We start from the raw sequence: 17,315 nt of genomic DNA, 5'->3' as shown, positions 1-17,315 counted from the left end.
CGTGAGCATGAGCCGTTACGTCTTTACCTCCGAATCCGTCACGGAGGGGCATCCCGACAAGATCTGCGATCAGGTGAGCGATGCGGTTCTTGACGCGCTGCTGGCTCAGGATCCCACCAGCCGGGTGGCCTGCGAAACGGTGGTCAACACCGGACTGTGCATGATCACCGGTGAGGTCACCTCCAAAGCGCAGGTGGATTTCATCCACCTGGTGCGCAATGTGATCAAGGAGATCGGTTACAGCGGCGCCCGCGCCGGTGGCTTCGATGCCAACAGCTGTGCGGTGCTGGTGGCTCTCGACCAGCAGTCCCCTGACATCGCCCAGGGCGTCAACGAGGCCGACGACCACGCCGGTGATCCCCTGGATCTGGTGGGTGCCGGCGACCAGGGAATCATGTTCGGCTACGCCTGCAACGAGACGCCCGAGCTGATGCCGTTGCCGATCAGCCTGGCCCACCGTCTGGCCCGTCGCCTGGCCGAAGTGCGCCACAACGGAACCCTGGGTTATTTGCTTCCCGATGGCAAAACCCAGGTGAGCGTCGTCTACGAAAACGACAAGCCCGTCTCGATCGACACGATCCTGGTCTCCACTCAGCACACCGCTGAAGTGGACGGGATCAGTGATGAGCAGGGCATCCGCGAGCGCATCACCAAAGACCTCTGGACCCATGTGGTGGAGCCGGCGACAGCCGATCTAGCCCTCAAGCCCTCCCGCGAGACCACCAAGTATCTGGTGAATCCCACAGGCAAGTTCGTGGTGGGAGGGCCCCAGGGCGATGCCGGCCTCACCGGCCGCAAGATCATCGTGGACACCTACGGCGGCTATGCCCGCCACGGCGGTGGTGCTTTCTCCGGCAAGGACCCCACCAAAGTGGACCGTTCGGCCGCCTATGCCGCGCGCTATGTGGCCAAGTGCCTCGTGGCCGCAGGGCTCGCCGAACGGGCTGAAGTGCAGCTGAGCTATGCCATCGGCGTGGCCAAGCCCGTGTCGATCCTGGTGGAATCCTTCGGCACCAGCGCACTGGCCAACGATGCCCTCACCGCCCTGGTGCAGGAACATTTCGATCTGCGCCCCGGCGCCATCATCGAGACCTTCGGCCTGCGCAATCTTCCCCGGCAACGGGGCGGCCGTTTCTATCAAGACACTGCGGCCTATGGCCATTTCGGACGCAACGACCTCCAGGCTCCCTGGGAGGACGTGACAGCCAAGAGCGAGGAACTTGTGAAGGCGGAAGGCAAGCGCATCCAACAGGAAGCCTTGGTCTGAATCCATGCAGGATGCACCACTGGTCCTGGGCATCGACCTGGGAACCAGCGGTGTGCGGATGGCGGTGATGAATGCCGACCGAGAACTTCTGCACACGCAAGCCATCCGCTACGCAGAGGGCATTCACCGACCGCAGGACTGGCTTGAGGCCTGCAGATCTCTCCTGCACAGCATTCCAGACCCTCTTCGCCCCTGCCTGCGGGCTCTGGCAGTGGATGGGACATCGGGCACGCTGCTGGCCTGCAACCACCAAGGTGCACCTCTGACGGAAGCGCTCAGCTATGCCCGGGCATACCCGGAACATGGCCAACGCGTCCATTGTCTGGTGCCGCGGGGGGGACCTGCGTCAAGCAGCAGCGGCAGTGTGGCCAGGGCACTGCATCTCATCGATCAGTTCGGTCCGAATCTTCTGCTGCGTCATCAGGCCGACTGGATCAACGGCTGGCTGCTCAATGACTGGCGATGGGGCGAGGAAGGCAACAATCTGCGCCTGGGGTGGGATCTGGAGAGCAAGAGCTGGCCAGCCGGAATTGCAGCCCAGGAATGGGCACAAGCACTCCCTGAGGTTCGAGCCAGCGGAGCCGTTCTCGGCATCATCGATGCCGGTCGGGCCGATGAACTGGGCCTGCCCCATGGGCTGCAGGTGGTAGCTGGCACGACGGACTCGAACGCAGCCGTGCTGGCTGCCGATCCTGGCCCCGATGACGGCATCACTGTGCTGGGCACCACCCTGGTGATGAAACGCTTCATGGCTGCTCCCATCCGAGGAGCAGGGGTGACCGTGCATCGGGTGGGAGGCCAATGGTTGTGCGGCGGCGCCTCCAATGCCGGCGGTGGAGTGCTGCGTCGCTTCTTCAGCGACGATCTGCTGGCAGAGCTGAGCCGCCAGATCGACCCTGAGCGCGACAGCGGCCTGACGCTGCGGCCGTTGCCAGGGCGGGGGGAGAGATTTCCCGTGGACGACCCCGATCTACAGCCGGTGATGGAGCCACGACCGGTCAGCGATGCGCTCTACCTGCATGGGCTTCTGGAGGGGTTGGCGGAGATTGAAGCGAAGGGTTGGGCTCGCTTGACAGAACTCGGGGCGGATCCACCGACTCGGGTGGTGAGCCTTGGAGGCGGTGCCCGCAACCCCCAGTGGCGTCGCATCAGGGAACGCCGGATTGGCCTTCCCGTGGTGAGCTGCTCGACTCCTCCAGCTGCCGGAGTCGCGAGGCTGGCGCTGCAAGCCGTGTCCCAAAAAGGTGCGTCGGAGCATTAAGAAAACTTGCACAGCAGCGGTATCGCTGATCAAAAATGCAATGGGAGCTCGAAACCAGCTGACAGATTGCTGGCAAAAATTTTGTTGCAAGCCTTTCAGCCTGATGAAGACGTTGACGCAATCACACTATTGTCGGCGGCACGAATCCTCCTTTTGAATCACTCATGGTCGTCATCAAACCGACGCGTGATTTCACCAGCCTGAGCCGTATCTCGTACACGGCCTCAAATGGCTCGAAGGAGCGCAAGGGCAGCGTGACCAATCGCTACCGGCAAGAAAGCAAGCAGGGGCGTCTGTTGCCTCAGCCCGGCAAGGCTGCCTCCACCAATCTGGAATACAAAGAGAACCAGTGCGCAGCTCTCGGCAGCGGCATCGGCGCCCGCCATCACCAGGAATGCCCCTTTGCGGTGATGGCTGATCAGTACGCGTCAACTGGATCAGAAGCTCTCGAAACCGCTATCTCATCTGCCTATAAACAGGTTTATGGCAATCTCGGGCCTACCGAAAGCCAGCGCAGCGTTGAGCTCGAGTCTCGATTGCGCAATGGCGATATCTCAGTTCGTGATTTTGTGGCAGGCCTTGCGAAATCTGATCTTTACAAGCAGAGCTATTTTTTCAGAACGTCACCGATTCGGGGAATCGAGCTGAATCTCAAGCACCTGCTCGGACGTCCACCCATTAGCCAGGCAGAGGTGAGTGCCTGTATCAGCCTGATTGCCGAACAGGGTTACGACGCTTTGGTCGACAAAATCACCCATTCCGGTGAATACCTGGAAGTTTTTGGAACAGATACGGTCCCCTACTCAAGAGCCTGGACCTCAGAAGCTGGATTCCACTGCTCCACGTTTGTCAATCACAGTCAAGTCACACAAGGCAACGCCGCCTCCGACACCATCACTGAAAGGCGTAGTCAGCTGGTCGTGGCATTGAACAATGCCCGCAACATCAGCACCAAAAAAGGTTTCGATGTTTCTGGCTTCGTGTACTCCAAGGCAGTTCAGGATCCCACCTCAGGAGCCTTCAAGAGAATGTTCAACCCGAAGAACTCGAAAAGCTGGGTCTGAGCAACAGCTGCTCCAGGCCCACCCGTCCATGCCCCCGCTTCAACCAGGAGCTCAGTTCAACGCATGCCCACCAAACCGCAAGAAGTGCTGTCCGTTCTGCTTTTCATCGCCTTAGCGGGCTATGTGGGCTACAGCGGATGGAATCTGGCAACCTTGGTCTGGCAGCGTTTGCACTGAGCGGTCGTCCACACCGTTCAAAGCCCCCCCCTGCACCCCATTGCAAGAACCATGTCGGCCGACCCCCTCACTCCTGAGGTGAGTGCACGCATCTGCGCTCACATGAACGACGACCATGCCGAGGCTGTTCTGGCCTATGCCCGTCATTACGGCGGCATCGACTCTCCCTCTGAGGCCAGCATGCTCGAGGTTCAGGCCAGTGGGATGCTGCTCAACGTGGATGGGAGCGATCTCCACATTCCGTTCGACCACGCGCTCAGCGACAGCGAGGACGCCCATCGCACCCTGGTGGCGATGCTTCGTGCCATGCCCCGGACAGAAGACTGAACAAGATCGGGGAACACTCAGATCAGCATTCCTCCCGACTGTTCTGAAGTCACTGGTTCTCTCGGCACGACGTCTTCTTGTACAGCCCTACTGCACCCTCTGCCGAAGATCGGTCTCCGACTCCAGAGGGCCTATCCCATGCGACTCCTGTCAGACGCAACTCCGGCTTCCCAAGGGAGGCCTGCAGGGTGACACCCCGCTGCCCTGGAGAGCGCTCGGTCATTACGAGGGAGGTCTGCGCTCGCTTCTGCTCCGGCTGCGCGAGACCCCTGACAACCAACGCCTGAAGTCCCTGATCGCATTGCTGAAACTGACGCTGACCTTTCAGCCGTGCGATCTCTTGGTGCCGATCCCGAGCTGGAAAAAACGGCGCCAGAACCCTCTCCCAGAGCGCTTGGTGGATGGTCTAGGCGTGGCCTCAGCCAATCTTCTGGAACGCCGTTTCGCCGGAACAAGCCAGCACAGGTTGAACCGACTCAGACGTCTGAGCAACCCAGGCGCGAGCTTCCGACTGATCCGCCAGCCTTCTGCAGAACACACTCTCTGGCTTGTGGACGACATCCTGACCACTGGAGGGACGGCACTGGCAGCTCAAAACGCACTGCAGGAGAATGGTTTGCTCGTCAAGGGAGTGATCTGTCTGGCCCGCACCCCGCTGCATCGGAATCAAGGACACCGTCTGCCACGGGCGGTGATCTAAGATGACTTTGTCGCGCAGGCGACGCGCCGGGATAGCTCAGTTGGTAGAGCAGGCGACTGAAAATCGCCGTGTCCCCAGTTCAAATCTGGGTCCTGGCATCAACCGATGCCGAATCTGTCGTGTCCTCCATTACGCCGGATTCCTCGACTGATCGCGTTTTTGACAACGCTGACAGTTTCGCGATGGTGTTCGATCGAACCTGGAAGTCTGTGGCGCAGAGGAGTACGGATGACGAGGCTGCGGAACAAAGGCTGGAAGCTGTTTTTGAGGCCATGGCCGATCATCCGTTCGTGATCAGTTCGCCTGATATGGCTCGTCAGGTGGCAGCATTCAGGATTCGTCTTCTCGACCTGAGCTAATCAGGCAGAAAGCAGGTCGATCTGCGGATCATCGACGTATGTGGTTTCGTCGCTCTCGCCCGGAGAGGGATCACATTCTTGGTCATCAACTTCGACCTGTTCCTGCTCCTCTAACGAATCCTGCGGGACCTGAGCAATCGAGAGGATCTCTGCCGGGGCCAGCCGACTGCGCAACTCCGTCACTTTGGCCTCACTGGCCGAGAGCAATTCAGCGGTTTGATCTGGAATCAGATCACGAACCTCCGAAGAAACCTGCTGCCCCTCAACAGCGGTCAGGCGAGCTTCGAGCTCCAGCACTCGGTCTGCCAGTGCTTCAGCCACTTCACTGAGGCTGTGCAACTGCGCACAGAGCTGCTGCTCGAACTCGGACCGCTGGAAAGAAAGGGCCACCGAAACGCACCTCGTCGGATATTTCGCCGATGGTATCGATGCTGCAGAAGCTGTCCACAGACCGGAACGTCAGGAGGCAGGATTGGGCCAAGAACTCATCAGGGGTGCAGCTTGCGTCCGCTTCAGCTGGCCCGTTTGAGCCTGTTTCAGGGCTGCCTCGGGTGTCTGGCCGTGATATTTGCCGGGATGTTGAACCGAATAATGATCTCCGAGCTCGCCTTCCCGGCGCTGCTGGTGGGTGGTGCACTGGCCTTCGAACAGCTGATGGCGCCCGCCAGGGTGATGTTCGGACAGGTGTCCGATCGGTGGCCGCTCAGGGGACGCCACCGCACTCCATACATCTGGATGGGAACTGCCGGCTTCTGTGGACTGGCCACCCTTTCGATCCCAGTGATCTTCGCCACCGCTTCCGCACTTCAAAACGGCGCAGCCATGGCCATCACTGGATGGACGCTCTGTCTCTGCGGTCTGTTCGCCCTCTACGGGCTGGCGATCTCAGCGGCCTCCACTCCTTATCTGGCACTGGTGATCGATCTGACGGACGAGTCGGAACGCCCCCGCGCGGTCGGAATCATCTGGTGCATGCTCACCATCGGGATCATCGCGGGAGCCATTGCGATCTCGATCACCACTCGCTCTCTCGACGGCATCAGCGACCCGGAGGTTCTCAAGGCTGCTCTTCAGACGTTCATGAACAGGGTTGCCTTGATCATCGGCGCGATCGTGCTGCTGGCAACAATCGGCATCGAACCGGCCAGACGCATGGAAGCGGGTAACCAAGCAAGCAAACAGGGCGTCACCCTGCGCCAGTCATGGGCTCTGATCCGCTCGAGCCGTCAGATTTTGATCTTCTTCGGCTTTCTGCTCTGCTTCACCCTCGGCCTCTTTCTCCAAGATCCGATTCTCGAAAGCTACGGTGCCGAGGTCTTCGGGATGCCGATCTCAAAAACGACGCTTCTGAATGCCTTCTGGGGGACTGGGACACTCGCGGGGTTGCTGATCGCAGGTCTCTGGTTCACACCGACCTTCGGCAAGCTTCGATCCGCTCGCACCGGCTGCTGGATGATTCTGGCCTCCCTTCTGCTGCTGGTGGCAGCGGGCTTGATCGCAAACACTGGAACCCTCCTCGTTGTGATGGTTCTCTTCGGTCTTTCTGCCGGGATCGGAACCAACAGCGCTTTATCACTCATGCTGGACCTCACCCTGCCCCAGCTGGCCGGCACTTTCGTTGGTGTTTGGGGACTGGCCCAGGCGATGTCACGTGCCTTGGGCAAGGTCATTGGAGGCGGGCTGCTTGACCTTGGTCGCCTGGTCAGTGGGGCTGATCAACCCTTGCCCGCGTTCGCCTTCGTTTTCGTGATCGAAGCAGGCGTGGTCCTCATTGCCATTTGGATCCTCGGTCGACTCAACACAGCTGAGTTCAGAAAGGATACGGAGACGAAGCTGGAGACCTTATTAATGGCCAGTCTCGACGACTGAGCCCTGCTTACATGGTTGAACTGTCGGTCAGCAGATGGACCTCCTTTCGGATCCGGATCTGCTTCCCCTACTTGAACGGTCGACCGAAGGAGAACTGGAGATCCATGGGGGCATCGGACGACTGCGGATCGATCTCAAACGTGACGACATCCGCCTCTGGCAGGACACCCTTGTCACCATCAGCACACCCTGCAACCTGCTGCTGGCGTGTGAGAAGGGGGAGGTTGACCTCGAGGCCACCCGATTGACCTGGGTGGTCGGTGCAGCCATACGAGCCGCACAGGTGCAGGGGGCAGATGAGGCTGGCGGCCTGCTTGAAAAACTCGCGGTCGATCACCATTTGGTTCTTGCTGCCCAGCAACATTGCCCAGGGCTTGGCGGACGAATCACCTGGGCGTTCTACCTCGAGCGCCACGGCTGGCTGACCGCGACACCGGTCGCCGCAATGCCCTATGGATGAACAAACGCCCGATGCGACATTGCAGCGACTGATCCGACAGGCGCGGGTGCTGGGTCTCGCGCAAGACCCTGAGCTTCCGGCAGAAGTTCGGCGCTGTCTTGCTTCCGCCGATCAGCAGCGGCGAGGCCTCCACGACGAAGAGATCCTGCAAATCTGCACACTCTCTGGCGTTGACCCTCGTCTTCCGAGGACTCTTCAGGACAGAGCGGAGCTACTGGTCACAGAGGCACGCCAACATCTACTGATGCAGCAACCCCAACTGACGGCCCCCGGCGGGGCTTTGCATCCTGAAGAACGCGCGGAAGCCTGCTGGAGAGACTGCTGGCATTTCCTCCGGGTTCTGATCTATTCCATCGCTTCAGGCCGAAGCGCGTTTACAGACCCAGAAGGCATGGCGGCACTCAGAAAGCTGTACGCCCTCAAGGGGGTACCTATCCACGCCATGACCATTGCGCTGGAGGAACTGCACCATCTGACACGGAAGGAGACGCACAACCCTGATCAGCAGCAGCAAATCTCAGCCTGCTTCCATCATCTGATGAGAAACCTCAATGAAAGTGCAGTTAAGAGCTGATAAGCCGCTGCCCGATCAAATGCCATTCAAAGGAGGATATTGCCAAGTATTTCTACCTAACCGCGAATGGTGATCGACCTCCGCGCCTACCCCCTCAGCACCCAGAACAGCCGGGTCACCAATCTGGACGGCGATGGAGACACCACTCGCCCGCCGCTGACCGGATCCGTTGGAAGCGGAGATGCAGACATCAGAAGCGATCTCGACGAGCTCATTGAGCAGGCCTACAGGCAGATCTTCTTTCATGCGATGCAATCCGATCGCGATCCATCCCTGGAATCACAGCTGCGCAGTGGCAACATCACGATGCGCGACTTCATTCGAGGCCTTCTGCTGTCCGAGCGTTTTCAGCAGGGGTACTTTCAATGCAGTACGAACTACCGCATGGTCGACCAGGTGGTAGGCCGCGTTCTTGGACGCCCCGTCTATGGGGAGGGAGAGCGCATGGCTTGGTCGATCCTCATCGCAGAGAAAGGTTTCACAGATTTTGTGGACGGCCTTCTTGACAGTGACGAGTATCTGCAAGCCTTTGGTTATGACCTGCTGCCCCGGCAGCGGAATCGTGTCATCCCCGGACAGCCCATCGGAGAGATGCCGATCTATCAACGCTTTCCGCGCTACGGCTCGGACTGGCGTGACGCCCTGGCCAAAAGAGGCTGCTCGACGTCCAGCGCTCAGCTCAATGCGTCGATGATCTCGTCAACATGGAGCAACGGCCAACCTCCTGCCTGGGCTTTGAAGCTCTGGCTCGGTCTCGCAGCCATCGGCGGTTTCGAAGTCGGCCGGGTGATCCTTACGATCGCCTTTGAGATGTTGCGCACCTGAGATGCCGCTACCCAGATCCGGATCTCTCAATCTGCGTGATTGGACGGCTCCGGAAGACCGCTTGCCCGAGCATTCCGGTGCCACGCCGATGGATGCTCGCGGAGCCAACTGGAGCGGTCTGAATCTGGGCGAACTCGATCTCCGGGGGGCACAACTCTGTCGCTGCGACCTGAGAGGCACTGATCTCAGTCGCTGCCGACTCGACGAAGCGGACCTCCGCTTAGCGCGCTACGACAGTTCAACGTCAGTGCCAGAGGACTTTGATCTGCGCAGCAGTGGAGCCGTTGGGCCTGGCGCAAAGCTCAATGGCGTTTATCTCAACAGCACAGATCTGCGCGGCATGGATCTGCGCGGCAGCGTGCTGATGGGTGCTTACCTAAGCGGGGCAGACCTGAGCGGAGCCCTGCTGGACGGAGTCTCCTTGGCAGGATCAGACCTTCGCTCTGCAACCTTGCGGGGCGCCATGTGCCGAGGGACCAGGTTCGGCAATAGTGAACTGGACATGGCTGATCTGCGCGGAGCTGACCTCGAGGGAGCCGCTCTCGACACGATCGAATCCATCCGAGGGACCGATTTCTCATCCTGCAGCGGCCTTGAAGCCCAGCTCGACGCCCTCCTGAGCCGACCGTTGCACGAACTTGATTGCTGGAACCCCATCACCCGTTCCACCACAAGAGCAAGTCTGGAATCGCTCAGAAATCAATCTTGACCTTGAAAGAAAACGCGTCCGGCCCTGGGCAGACGGCCGATATCGTCATGGCACGCAACATTTGAACACAACTGATTGAGGTTTATAAAGAACCCGCTCCGCTTGAGCGCTTCTGACGGACGATTGCATGGCGAAAACGCGTGAACATCCATGCCCTTCGGTCCTGCCTCGCTGCTCGGGGTCGAACGCTTCTCTGATGAAAGTGAGGCGCCAATTGAGCTGGTCCCCTGCGATGACGACGCCAGGAAGGAAGAGATCATCCGGGCTGTCTACAAGCAGGTGCTCGGCAATGCCTATGTGATGGACAGCGAGCGCCAAGTCGTCGCGGAATCCCAGTTCAAACTCGGAGAAATCAGCGTCCGTGAACTGGTTCGTCGCATCGCCAAGAGCGACCTGTATCGCAGCCGCTTCTTTGAAAGCTGCGCGCGGTATCGCTACATCGAGCTTGCCTTCCGCCATCTGCTGGGCCGTGCACCGGTCGACTTCGAGGAGATGCGTTGCCATTCCGAACGTCTTGACAGCACCGGATACGACTCGGACATCGACAGCTTCCTCGACAGCGACGAATACCAAAATGCCTTCGGTGAGTGGACGGTTCCGTTCCAGCGGGGCTGGAAGACCGAGAGCTGCGGAACCTTGCAGGAATTCACCTGGAGCTTCCAGCTCCTTCGCGGCAACAGCAGCAGCAGTCTGAAAGGAGACCTGGCAGGCATCAGCAGCAAGCTCGGTGGCTCGGCCTACCAAAATCGCCCCATCGCTGTCGTCCCCCCTTCCTCGAGAGAGGCCTCTGGATGGAGCTTCCGTCCGGCCCGGAATCTGCAGGATGCTCCAACTCGCCTTGGCGCTGGAGCCAGCGATCAGGGCCTCACCTACCGAGTAGAGGTCACCGGATACAGCGCCAACAACGTGCGTCGGATCTCCCGCTACGCCCGTGGCAACCGAGTCTTCTACGTGCCGTTCGACAAGCTCTCCGAGCAGTTCAAACGCATCCACCGCGAAGGAGGGAAGATCGCCAGCATCACGCCGGTGACCTGAAGCCCACCATCACTACTCGCGACTTCCCCGACACTCTCCTCACCCTCACCTGAACAATGGCCAGCAATCAACCCTCACTCGGCTTCGGTGCCACGACGAAGTGGGACTCTCCCGTCAGCTTCCAACGCAAAGGCCGTGGTCGTCAGAAGCCTGCCCTGACAATCGGGGAGTTCCTGAAGCAGTCATGCGATCAGATGGCCATCGGGGTTGGTCCCCGTAGCCATGCGGACTGCCCCCATCGCGTCACCAGTGAGTGCTACAGCCCTGAGGACGATGGCTCTCTCGATGCGGTCATTGCAGCGTCGTACCGACAGGTCTTCGGTAATGCCCACGTGATGGATTTCGAGCGGTGCAAAGAACTGGAGGCTCAACTCAGGGACGGGCGTTTAACTGTGCGCGATTTCGTCCGCGGCCTGGCCAAGTCCAGCTTCTACAAGAGCCGTTTTTTCAACAGTGTTGCTCCGCAGCGGGGCGTCGAACTGAACGTTAAACATCTGCTAGGCCGCGCTCCGGAAAGTCAGGCTGAAGTTTCCGCCATGATCACTCTGCAGGCGGAACACGGACAGGACGCCCTCATCGACAGCATCGTCGACTCCGCTGAATTCCTTGAGGTGTTCGGCAGCGATGTGGTTCCTTATGCCCGGTCCTGGAGTTCTCCGGCCGACCTTTCGACGGCTGCTTTCCCGATGCTGGCTGCTCTCCAGAGGAGTTTCGCCGGCAGTGACAGTGCCCGTGGAGGAAGCCCGGCGCTGACCCGCAGCCTGGCCAGCGGCATCGCTCCCCGCATCAGTGTCCCCAGTCAGGCAGTCGGGGTTCGTCCATCCGCAAGCTTCACCACAGGACGTTTCAGCAGCAAGGATCCTGGAATTACAAGCGGGAGGGACACCGCTCCACTGCGCGGCGACGCTTACGTCACCTTTGGTCTTGGCCAGCGTGAACAGGAGACATTCCAGCGTTGCCCAGGAGACAGCCCTGATCAACTCAATGCGCTGATCCGCTCCGCATACAAACAGGTGATGGGGAATCCTCATCTGATGGAGTTCGAACGGGCCCTCTCCGCGGAAAGCAAATTCATTGATGGCTATCTGAGCACCCGAGAATTCGTGAGGGCTGTGGGTCTTTCAGCTGAATACAAGCGCCGCTTCTTCGAAACCAACGCTCCTTATCGCTTTATCGAGCTGAACTTCAAGCATTTCCTGGGCAGAGCTCCCCAATCCCAAGCAGAAATCAGCGAACACACCAGAATCCTCGCCGAAGGTGGATATGAAGCTGAAATCTGTAGCTACGTCGACAGCGTTGAGTACCAAAGCATCTTTGGTGAGGACACAGTTCCTTACGCGAGGATCCTCACTGAGAACGGCCGCTCACAGGTGGCCTTCAATCGGCATCTCAGCCTTGCGGAAGGTTACGCAGCAAGTGACACAGTTTTAAGTAGCTCCTCTCTCGTCACCTCCGTGGCCACGGGCCTTGTTCCAGCTGGCTGGAGCGCGACAACAACACGGATCAACCGCACCGGGACCCAATCCGGTGCTCCTGATCCAACCAAGAAGCGATTCCGGATTGTCGTCGCTAACCAGACGGCTCGTTCTCGCCAGCGCACTGCTGGCAGCACTTATCTCGTTTCCGGCAAAGACATGTCCAGCCAGATGAAGTACATCCATGCACGTGGTGGCAAAATCGTGTCCATCACCGAGGTGATGTAAGAGCAGATCAAGTCCCACATTGGGAGCCAGGTAATCTTCCGGCTCCCACAGATTTTCAACTCAACCCCAGCACCATGACTGAGCCCACGACTCTTGCCTCACAAGCCAATGTTGATAGCAGTCATGCCGCTGAGGTCATTCTCCAGGCGTACCGTCAGGTCTTTGGAAATAGACACCTGATGGAACTCGATGTGAACACCTCACTGGAGGCACTGTTCATGAATGGCGATCTTACTGTCCAGGGATTTGTCACAGCTCTCGCCCAATCGGAAACATACAAGAGGCTGTTTTTAGAGCCAAACGGCCCTTACAAATTCGTTGAACTAAACTTCAAGCATCTTCTGGGTCGACCACCTCATGATCAGGCTGAACTGATGAGTCACGTGCGCCTGCTTCAAGACGAAGGATTTGAGGTCGAGATTGCCAGCTACACCTACAGCGAAGAGTATCTCTCTGCTTTCGGTGTCGATCAGGTTCCTTACAATCGCGCCTCACAAAGCATGATTGGAGGCCGCACCCTGAACTACACCAGAGCTAGTGCATTGGATGCCGGCTACTCAGGTTATGACAACGCCCGACGTGACTCCAAATTGCTGAAGAGCCTCTGCTCAGACAACTCACCAACCATTCTTGAACGCAAGAGTGTTGGCAACGCAAGCTCCTTGACCATCAATTGGACGTCAAGCCGTCAAATTGGTGCCAACCGACGCGCTGTCCAAAAATCGGTGGTTAGCCAAACTTCCATGTCGGCCACCATACGAACCATTCTCGCCCAAGGGGGAAAGATCATTTCTATTGCGAAGGCTTAATCCTTCCCACCGATTCCGCGGTCTAAGCAAGCGAATCAGTCATGATGGGCGAGGGGGCATCCAAATGCCCCCTCGCTGACACATTCAACAATTTCACATCTGAAAACGGTTTTCCTCATGCCAATTCTTCGCCCAACATCGAGCGAACAACCGACTCAGACCACTGATTTTCAGCAATCAGTAGCTTCAACACCAATGGCCATGTCGATGATGATCGACTCCATGGTTAACATGATGCAAATCAACCGTCCGCCACTGGATGATCGCACTATCGATCCAACCATTAGACAGAATGACAATTGAGCGATTTGTTGCTCAAAGCCTGGGGCAATGGCGCTCAATGCGATCTGGACATTCTCTCGCTTTTCAACAATTTGAAGACGTCCTTAGCGAAATCAATATTGAATCAATCAATAAAAACCACAGAGACATTCAGGGACTCCTTGAAAGCTCAAATGTAGCTCACGCAAACAACTCCAATGTTGTTGCTCCCTTCAAAATGCAGTGGTCTGCCGAAAGTGACTGGGAGCCGGACGATCCATCACAAGTCTCCTCAGGCTCATGCCTAATCATCCCATTACAAAAAGACGATTCCTCCGGAACATTGATTAGGAGCGTGGGATACGCAGAGTCAGAACCTGCCGAATCCACGTATCACTTCCTAGATGACGGAACGTTTCTACTCACAACGCATTACGAGCAATCAATTGCAGAAGAAAGGATCTGGTTTGCTTCTGAAAATGTGCGCTGCAGATCTTCCGTCCTAAAGACATCTGGCGGCTCAGGAATCCTACAGACATCATTCGCCTCCGAAGTCAGAAGAATATCAGCATAGGAATAAATGTATGAGTGATCATTTGGCCCTCACCGAATTTGCAAAGACCCTTGCGGGCTCTTACGACAACTTCGATCAATCACAGAACAACCCGAAAGATTTTGCACGCATCAACATTTATTTCCGACCATTGCCATGGCATATCTTTCAAGGTCCAGGCTTTTATTCCGAGCAATGTTATGACTATGCTCCCTGGGATCCATATCGGCAAGGAATTCATCGTTTAACCATGGTTCACGATCTGTTCGTGATGGAAAATTATGGCTTTGCCGATTCTCGCCGAGTTGCTGGAGCCGGACGAAATCCTGAACTCCTAGATGCTCTCCGCATTGATTCGTTTGAAAAACGATGCGGCTGCGCAATGCAATTTCAGACCAAAGAGCCTGGACACTACATCGGCAATGTTGAGCCAGGCAAAAATTGCCTGGTTCCGCGGGACGGAAAATTAACGTATTTAGTCAGTGAAGTTGAGTTCAATCAGACCAACTGGATTAGTCGCGATCGTGGATTTGATCCAGAAACCAACGAACAAGTCTGGGGATCTGAACATGGCTTACTGCGCTTCAAAAGAACCTCAAGCTTTGCCGATGAAATTACCAATGAATGGCTTCAAGCAAAGCCCTGAAGAATGCTAGACCACGAAAAACAAATGAAGGCCTGGATACGATCACATCATTTGATATGTGTTGGGAGTGATTTTATCTTTGAAACTGTAGATCAGACTCAGCTAGACAAATTTGATTTATGTATTCAAGCCATCGGCGGCAAGATTAGAACCGTTAAAGCGATTGGCAATTGGCCCATGGGTCCCAGGCGCTCATTTAAGATTTTACAAGCTACCGCGAGTGTTCCTCGACCTGGTGGCGAGAACTTAGTCACGTATTGGGCCAAAAAAGGAAGTAAAGCTACAAGATATTCAGAAATAAATTCTTGAATTGAAGGAAATTCATTCTTCAAACCATCCCATCCAGGTATCTTTAGAAAAATTCGTATGCTTACTCCATTTTCTTAAAATAGTTAAGGAGTCAAATTCATAACCTCTAGAGGCAGCAATTGAAATGACTTGATCCTGATTTAAAGCAGCTTTAATTTCAGCTTGCAGTTCGGGATCTTGGCGAACCAATGCAATAAATGATTCTAGAGTTGAATCCTTCTTTGCGTTAGAGGCCGAATCGGTCATGTGAGGCCCAGACTGGGAAGCGTCTTATCCATCTTAGACGGATTCCCTGGCTCAAGCACCATCCATCAACATGGCACGCCATTGCAAAGTTTTTCTAAACGCCCATGACCAATGCTCAACAGGCACAGCTCGAATCTTTTCCAGTTCAAAATCACTCAGAGAGGCCGCATCTGATGACACATATTGCTCCCATTCGCTCAATGGGAACAAAAATCCTTGGGACGCCGCATAGTCAACAATCTGTTGATCCGACACACACGACTTCAATCCTGTAGCAATCGCATGATCATAAACAACAGACTGGATGAATTCATCAATCAACAGTGATGATGATGCCATGCTCAACAACTTTCGATCCAGAGTGCAAAGTTGACCTTGTCGCAAATCATTTGAAGCACTAATGGGCCACCAGGGCACCTCAGCAACCGCCACGGAATCTTTTGCTCAAGGATGCCAGAATCAATAATTATCTTTGGTGGACTAGTCGCCTGCTCATAAGGGATCAATGCAGATCCGTTCAAACTTGGCTCAATCTGATGAACAATCTCTTTTAACTGATCCAGTTCTGTGATCTTATTCAGCTCAGTCTGTACATCCGAACGACCTTGGACAGATTCGACAAATTCCAGGAGGGCTTGTTCACGCTCAGGAGAAACAGGCATAAGCGCTTGACCAATACGGACGAGTATAACAGCGAACCAACTGCACTTCGTTACAAAAATGCAGGATTTGAGCTGGGCCGATTAGCCAAGCCTCGTGCCTTGCCGCAACTGGTGCAACTATTCATCCAAACCAGGATGATGCTAGAATAAAATGCAAATTTTTTCATAGTTTCAACCGTAGATCCTTCAGAACCAACCCGAATATTCTGGTGAGCCTGCTCATCAGATCGTCATGATCAGGATCCAACGATTTCCTTGTTCGCACTTACAACATGGCAGAGCGGTTCGACAATCTGGTTGAGGGCTTGACCGAGGAGCGCGCCTTAGCCGTGATTCTTGCCGATCCAGACACGTTGGATCGTCCGGTAGACAAATACATGGCTGCAACAAGACTGGGAGCTAGCGATTCCGAAGAGTCACTTGACATCCTGATCAAGGCTTCGGAGTTAAGTCCAGAGCATCTGTTTAATCGCATCACCCGACGAAAAGCGATCGAAGCGCTTGGCAGAAGAAAAAGCCCCAAAGCCTTGCCATCTCTGTTTCAGGCGTTGTCCTGCACTGACGAAGCTGCCGTGATCAACGCCGTCGATGCCATCACCAGGATCGGCGCACCGCTGACAGACACCGACCACAAGAATCTGCTGAAGGCACTCGAAGGAGAAGATATCCAGAAAAGGGCTGTGGTCCAGGCCTTCTGTCGACTGGAAGTGGCCAGTGCAGAAGCGAAAATCCGCCCCCTAGCGGACGACTCCAACCCTCTGGTCTCCGGTGCAGCTAGAGCGTATCTGGCCAAGGTGCACCGCCAGACTTCCGGACTGGATACTCTCGTCTCGCAGCTGATTGATCCCATAGCTGGGAGACGCCGATCCGCTGTGATTGATCTTGGTGATGCTGGTGACGTCACCAGGCTTGAGGTCCTCGTGACCGCACCTGTATCGATGTCTCTACGAGCCAGAAGTGCTTTTCAACTGGTTGACCCAGAGAAAAAATGCCATGTACCTGACGAGTACCAAGCATTGTTGACGAAACTTCTACAAGACGACCCCCGAAAACTAAAACTCCGACAGGAATGGATCTGCTCTGTTGATGCCATTGAAATAGAAAACAATCTTCAACACCGCGACGAGGCCCGTCAATACGGCGGCGCTGCAAGCCTAATGGCCATGAGTATGCCTGAAAAAATAGTTTTGATTGATGAGATCAAACAAAAGTTATGGAGTGACTACGTCACCCACTACTACCTGACAGCAGTCGTCAGCTTGGAGAAACTTGACGAACGCAGTGAGCTGATCCGCCTTGCCTTAGCCGAAACGATTCCGCAGTACACAAAATCCAGGATCGCGGCTGCCTGGGGATGCCTGAGCTTGGGACTATCGGATCAGAGACCAATCCTGGAGGAGCTTGCAGTGTCCGCTCATTGGCTACCACTGAAGTGGACCTGCCGACAGGTGCTTAAACAGTTGTCATGATTAAAGGGAGATTCTTCACTGAAAACCACG

At 56.2% G+C, this 17,315-nt stretch carries 22 protein-coding genes and 1 tRNA gene; 19 read left to right on the top strand and 4 right to left on the bottom strand.

Translation table 11 applies throughout. The features are described from left to right. Nucleotides 1-7: 7 nt before the first annotated feature. The 7 genes from metK (at nucleotide 8) to SynA15127_RS02460 (ending at nucleotide 5,155) form a co-directional block, all read left to right on the top strand. The gene (gene metK / locus SynA15127_RS02490; RefSeq protein ID WP_186484878.1) at nucleotides 8-1,267 is read left to right on the top strand and encodes a methionine adenosyltransferase; all 1,260 of its coding nucleotides are present in this window, start codon (nucleotides 8-10) and stop codon (nucleotides 1,265-1,267) included. A 4-nt stretch (nucleotides 1,268-1,271) separates the two neighbouring features. Next, on the top strand, nucleotides 1,272-2,528 hold the full coding sequence (locus SynA15127_RS02485; RefSeq protein ID WP_186484877.1) for an FGGY-family carbohydrate kinase: 1,257 nt from the start codon (nucleotides 1,272-1,274) through the stop codon (nucleotides 2,526-2,528). A gap of 164 nt (nucleotides 2,529-2,692) precedes the next feature. Further along, a complete protein-coding gene (locus SynA15127_RS02480; protein WP_186484876.1) occupies nucleotides 2,693-3,592 on the top strand; it encodes a phycobilisome rod-core linker polypeptide in 900 nt (299 codons plus the stop codon). A 228-nt stretch (nucleotides 3,593-3,820) separates the two neighbouring features. Then, the gene (locus tag SynA15127_RS02475) at nucleotides 3,821-4,096 is read left to right on the top strand and encodes a DUF2470 domain-containing protein (RefSeq protein WP_186484875.1); all 276 of its coding nucleotides are present in this window, start codon (nucleotides 3,821-3,823) and stop codon (nucleotides 4,094-4,096) included. After that, entirely contained in the window at nucleotides 4,071-4,796 is a 726-nt protein-coding gene (locus SynA15127_RS02470) for a ComF family protein (protein ID WP_186484874.1), read from the top strand. The genes SynA15127_RS02475 and SynA15127_RS02470 overlap by 26 nt, the downstream gene beginning before the upstream one ends. A 25-nt stretch (nucleotides 4,797-4,821) precedes the next feature. Further along, nucleotides 4,822-4,894: transfer RNA gene (locus tag SynA15127_RS02465), tRNA-Phe, on the top strand. Further along, the gene (locus SynA15127_RS02460; protein WP_370594011.1) at nucleotides 4,865-5,155 is read left to right on the top strand and encodes a hypothetical protein; all 291 of its coding nucleotides are present in this window, start codon (nucleotides 4,865-4,867) and stop codon (nucleotides 5,153-5,155) included. Before SynA15127_RS02465 ends, SynA15127_RS02460 begins: the two co-directional genes overlap by 30 nt. Here SynA15127_RS02460 and SynA15127_RS02455 read toward each other — a convergent pair whose 3' ends face one another. Next, nucleotides 5,156-5,476 carry a hypothetical protein gene (locus SynA15127_RS02455; protein WP_255475547.1) on the bottom strand — a complete coding sequence of 107 codons (321 nt, stop codon included), beginning with the start codon at nucleotides 5,474-5,476 and terminating at the stop codon, nucleotides 5,156-5,158. A 255-nt stretch (nucleotides 5,477-5,731) separates the two neighbouring features. On the opposite strand from SynA15127_RS02455, the gene SynA15127_RS02450 reads away from it, so the two are divergent. The 11 genes from SynA15127_RS02450 to SynA15127_RS13465 all read left to right on the top strand — a co-directional run bounded on the left by SynA15127_RS02450 (nucleotide 5,732) and on the right by SynA15127_RS13465 (nucleotide 14,908). Beyond that, complete coding sequence (locus SynA15127_RS02450; RefSeq protein ID WP_186484872.1) at nucleotides 5,732-7,024, top strand: BCD family MFS transporter; 1,293 nt, start codon at nucleotides 5,732-5,734, stop codon at nucleotides 7,022-7,024. Nucleotides 7,025-7,058: 34 nt separating this feature from the next. Then, nucleotides 7,059-7,484, top strand: coding sequence for a hypothetical protein (locus SynA15127_RS02445; RefSeq protein WP_186484871.1), 426 nt, complete (start codon nucleotides 7,059-7,061; stop codon nucleotides 7,482-7,484). After that, nucleotides 7,477-8,058, top strand: coding sequence for a phycobilisome polypeptide (locus SynA15127_RS02440; RefSeq protein WP_186484870.1), 582 nt, complete (start codon nucleotides 7,477-7,479; stop codon nucleotides 8,056-8,058). Before SynA15127_RS02445 ends, SynA15127_RS02440 begins: the two co-directional genes overlap by 8 nt. Nucleotides 8,059-8,124: 66 nt before the next feature. After that, nucleotides 8,125-8,883, top strand: a complete 759-nt coding sequence (locus tag SynA15127_RS02435; RefSeq protein WP_186484869.1) for a phycobilisome rod-core linker polypeptide — start codon at nucleotides 8,125-8,127, stop codon at nucleotides 8,881-8,883. A 1-nt stretch (nucleotide 8,884) separates the two neighbouring features. Next, complete coding sequence (locus tag SynA15127_RS02430) at nucleotides 8,885-9,592, top strand: pentapeptide repeat-containing protein (RefSeq protein WP_186484868.1); 708 nt, start codon at nucleotides 8,885-8,887, stop codon at nucleotides 9,590-9,592. A 150-nt stretch (nucleotides 9,593-9,742) separates the two neighbouring features. Beyond that, entirely contained in the window at nucleotides 9,743-10,627 is an 885-nt protein-coding gene (locus SynA15127_RS02425) for a phycobilisome linker polypeptide (protein WP_186484867.1), read from the top strand. Between the two features lie 56 nt (nucleotides 10,628-10,683). Then, nucleotides 10,684-12,330, top strand: coding sequence for a phycobilisome rod-core linker polypeptide (locus tag SynA15127_RS02420; RefSeq protein WP_186484866.1), 1,647 nt, complete (start codon nucleotides 10,684-10,686; stop codon nucleotides 12,328-12,330). A gap of 74 nt (nucleotides 12,331-12,404) precedes the next feature. Continuing rightward, a complete protein-coding gene (locus SynA15127_RS02415) occupies nucleotides 12,405-13,139 on the top strand; it encodes a phycobilisome rod-core linker polypeptide (RefSeq protein ID WP_186484865.1) in 735 nt (244 codons plus the stop codon). A 292-nt stretch (nucleotides 13,140-13,431) separates the two neighbouring features. Then, nucleotides 13,432-13,974 carry a phycobiliprotein lyase gene (locus SynA15127_RS02410; protein ID WP_186485536.1) on the top strand — a complete coding sequence of 181 codons (543 nt, stop codon included), beginning with the start codon at nucleotides 13,432-13,434 and terminating at the stop codon, nucleotides 13,972-13,974. Between the two features lie 10 nt (nucleotides 13,975-13,984). Further along, the gene (locus tag SynA15127_RS02405; protein ID WP_186484864.1) at nucleotides 13,985-14,599 is read left to right on the top strand and encodes a chromophore lyase CpcT/CpeT; all 615 of its coding nucleotides are present in this window, start codon (nucleotides 13,985-13,987) and stop codon (nucleotides 14,597-14,599) included. A 3-nt stretch (nucleotides 14,600-14,602) separates the two neighbouring features. Beyond that, complete coding sequence (locus SynA15127_RS13465) at nucleotides 14,603-14,908, top strand: CpeR family transcriptional regulator (protein ID WP_255475546.1); 306 nt, start codon at nucleotides 14,603-14,605, stop codon at nucleotides 14,906-14,908. Nucleotides 14,909-14,920: 12 nt separating this feature from the next. On the opposite strand, the gene SynA15127_RS02400 is transcribed toward SynA15127_RS13465, so the two are convergent. From SynA15127_RS02400 to SynA15127_RS02390, 3 genes are read right to left on the bottom strand one after another with little or no spacing between them, the layout of a single operon-like run. Further along, a complete protein-coding gene (locus SynA15127_RS02400) occupies nucleotides 14,921-15,154 on the bottom strand; it encodes a Nif11-like leader peptide family natural product precursor (protein ID WP_186484863.1) in 234 nt (77 codons plus the stop codon). Between the two features lie 51 nt (nucleotides 15,155-15,205). After that, nucleotides 15,206-15,493, bottom strand: a complete 288-nt coding sequence (locus tag SynA15127_RS02395) for a Nif11-like leader peptide family RiPP precursor (RefSeq protein WP_186484862.1) — start codon at nucleotides 15,491-15,493, stop codon at nucleotides 15,206-15,208. Between the two features lie 2 nt (nucleotides 15,494-15,495). Further along, nucleotides 15,496-15,816, bottom strand: a complete 321-nt coding sequence (locus SynA15127_RS02390) for a hypothetical protein (RefSeq protein WP_186484861.1) — start codon at nucleotides 15,814-15,816, stop codon at nucleotides 15,496-15,498. A 272-nt stretch (nucleotides 15,817-16,088) separates the two neighbouring features. Between SynA15127_RS02390 and SynA15127_RS02385 the strand changes: the two genes are divergently transcribed. Continuing rightward, nucleotides 16,089-17,285 carry a HEAT repeat domain-containing protein gene (locus tag SynA15127_RS02385; RefSeq protein ID WP_186484860.1) on the top strand — a complete coding sequence of 399 codons (1,197 nt, stop codon included), beginning with the start codon at nucleotides 16,089-16,091 and terminating at the stop codon, nucleotides 17,283-17,285. Nucleotides 17,286-17,315: the final 30 nt, after the last annotated feature.

The sequence above is a fragment of the Synechococcus sp. A15-127 genome (assembly GCF_014280215.1).
Taxonomy (GTDB): Bacteria; Cyanobacteriota; Cyanobacteriia; order PCC-6307; family Cyanobiaceae; genus Parasynechococcus.
This window is presented reverse-complemented; position numbering and strand designations above follow the sequence as displayed.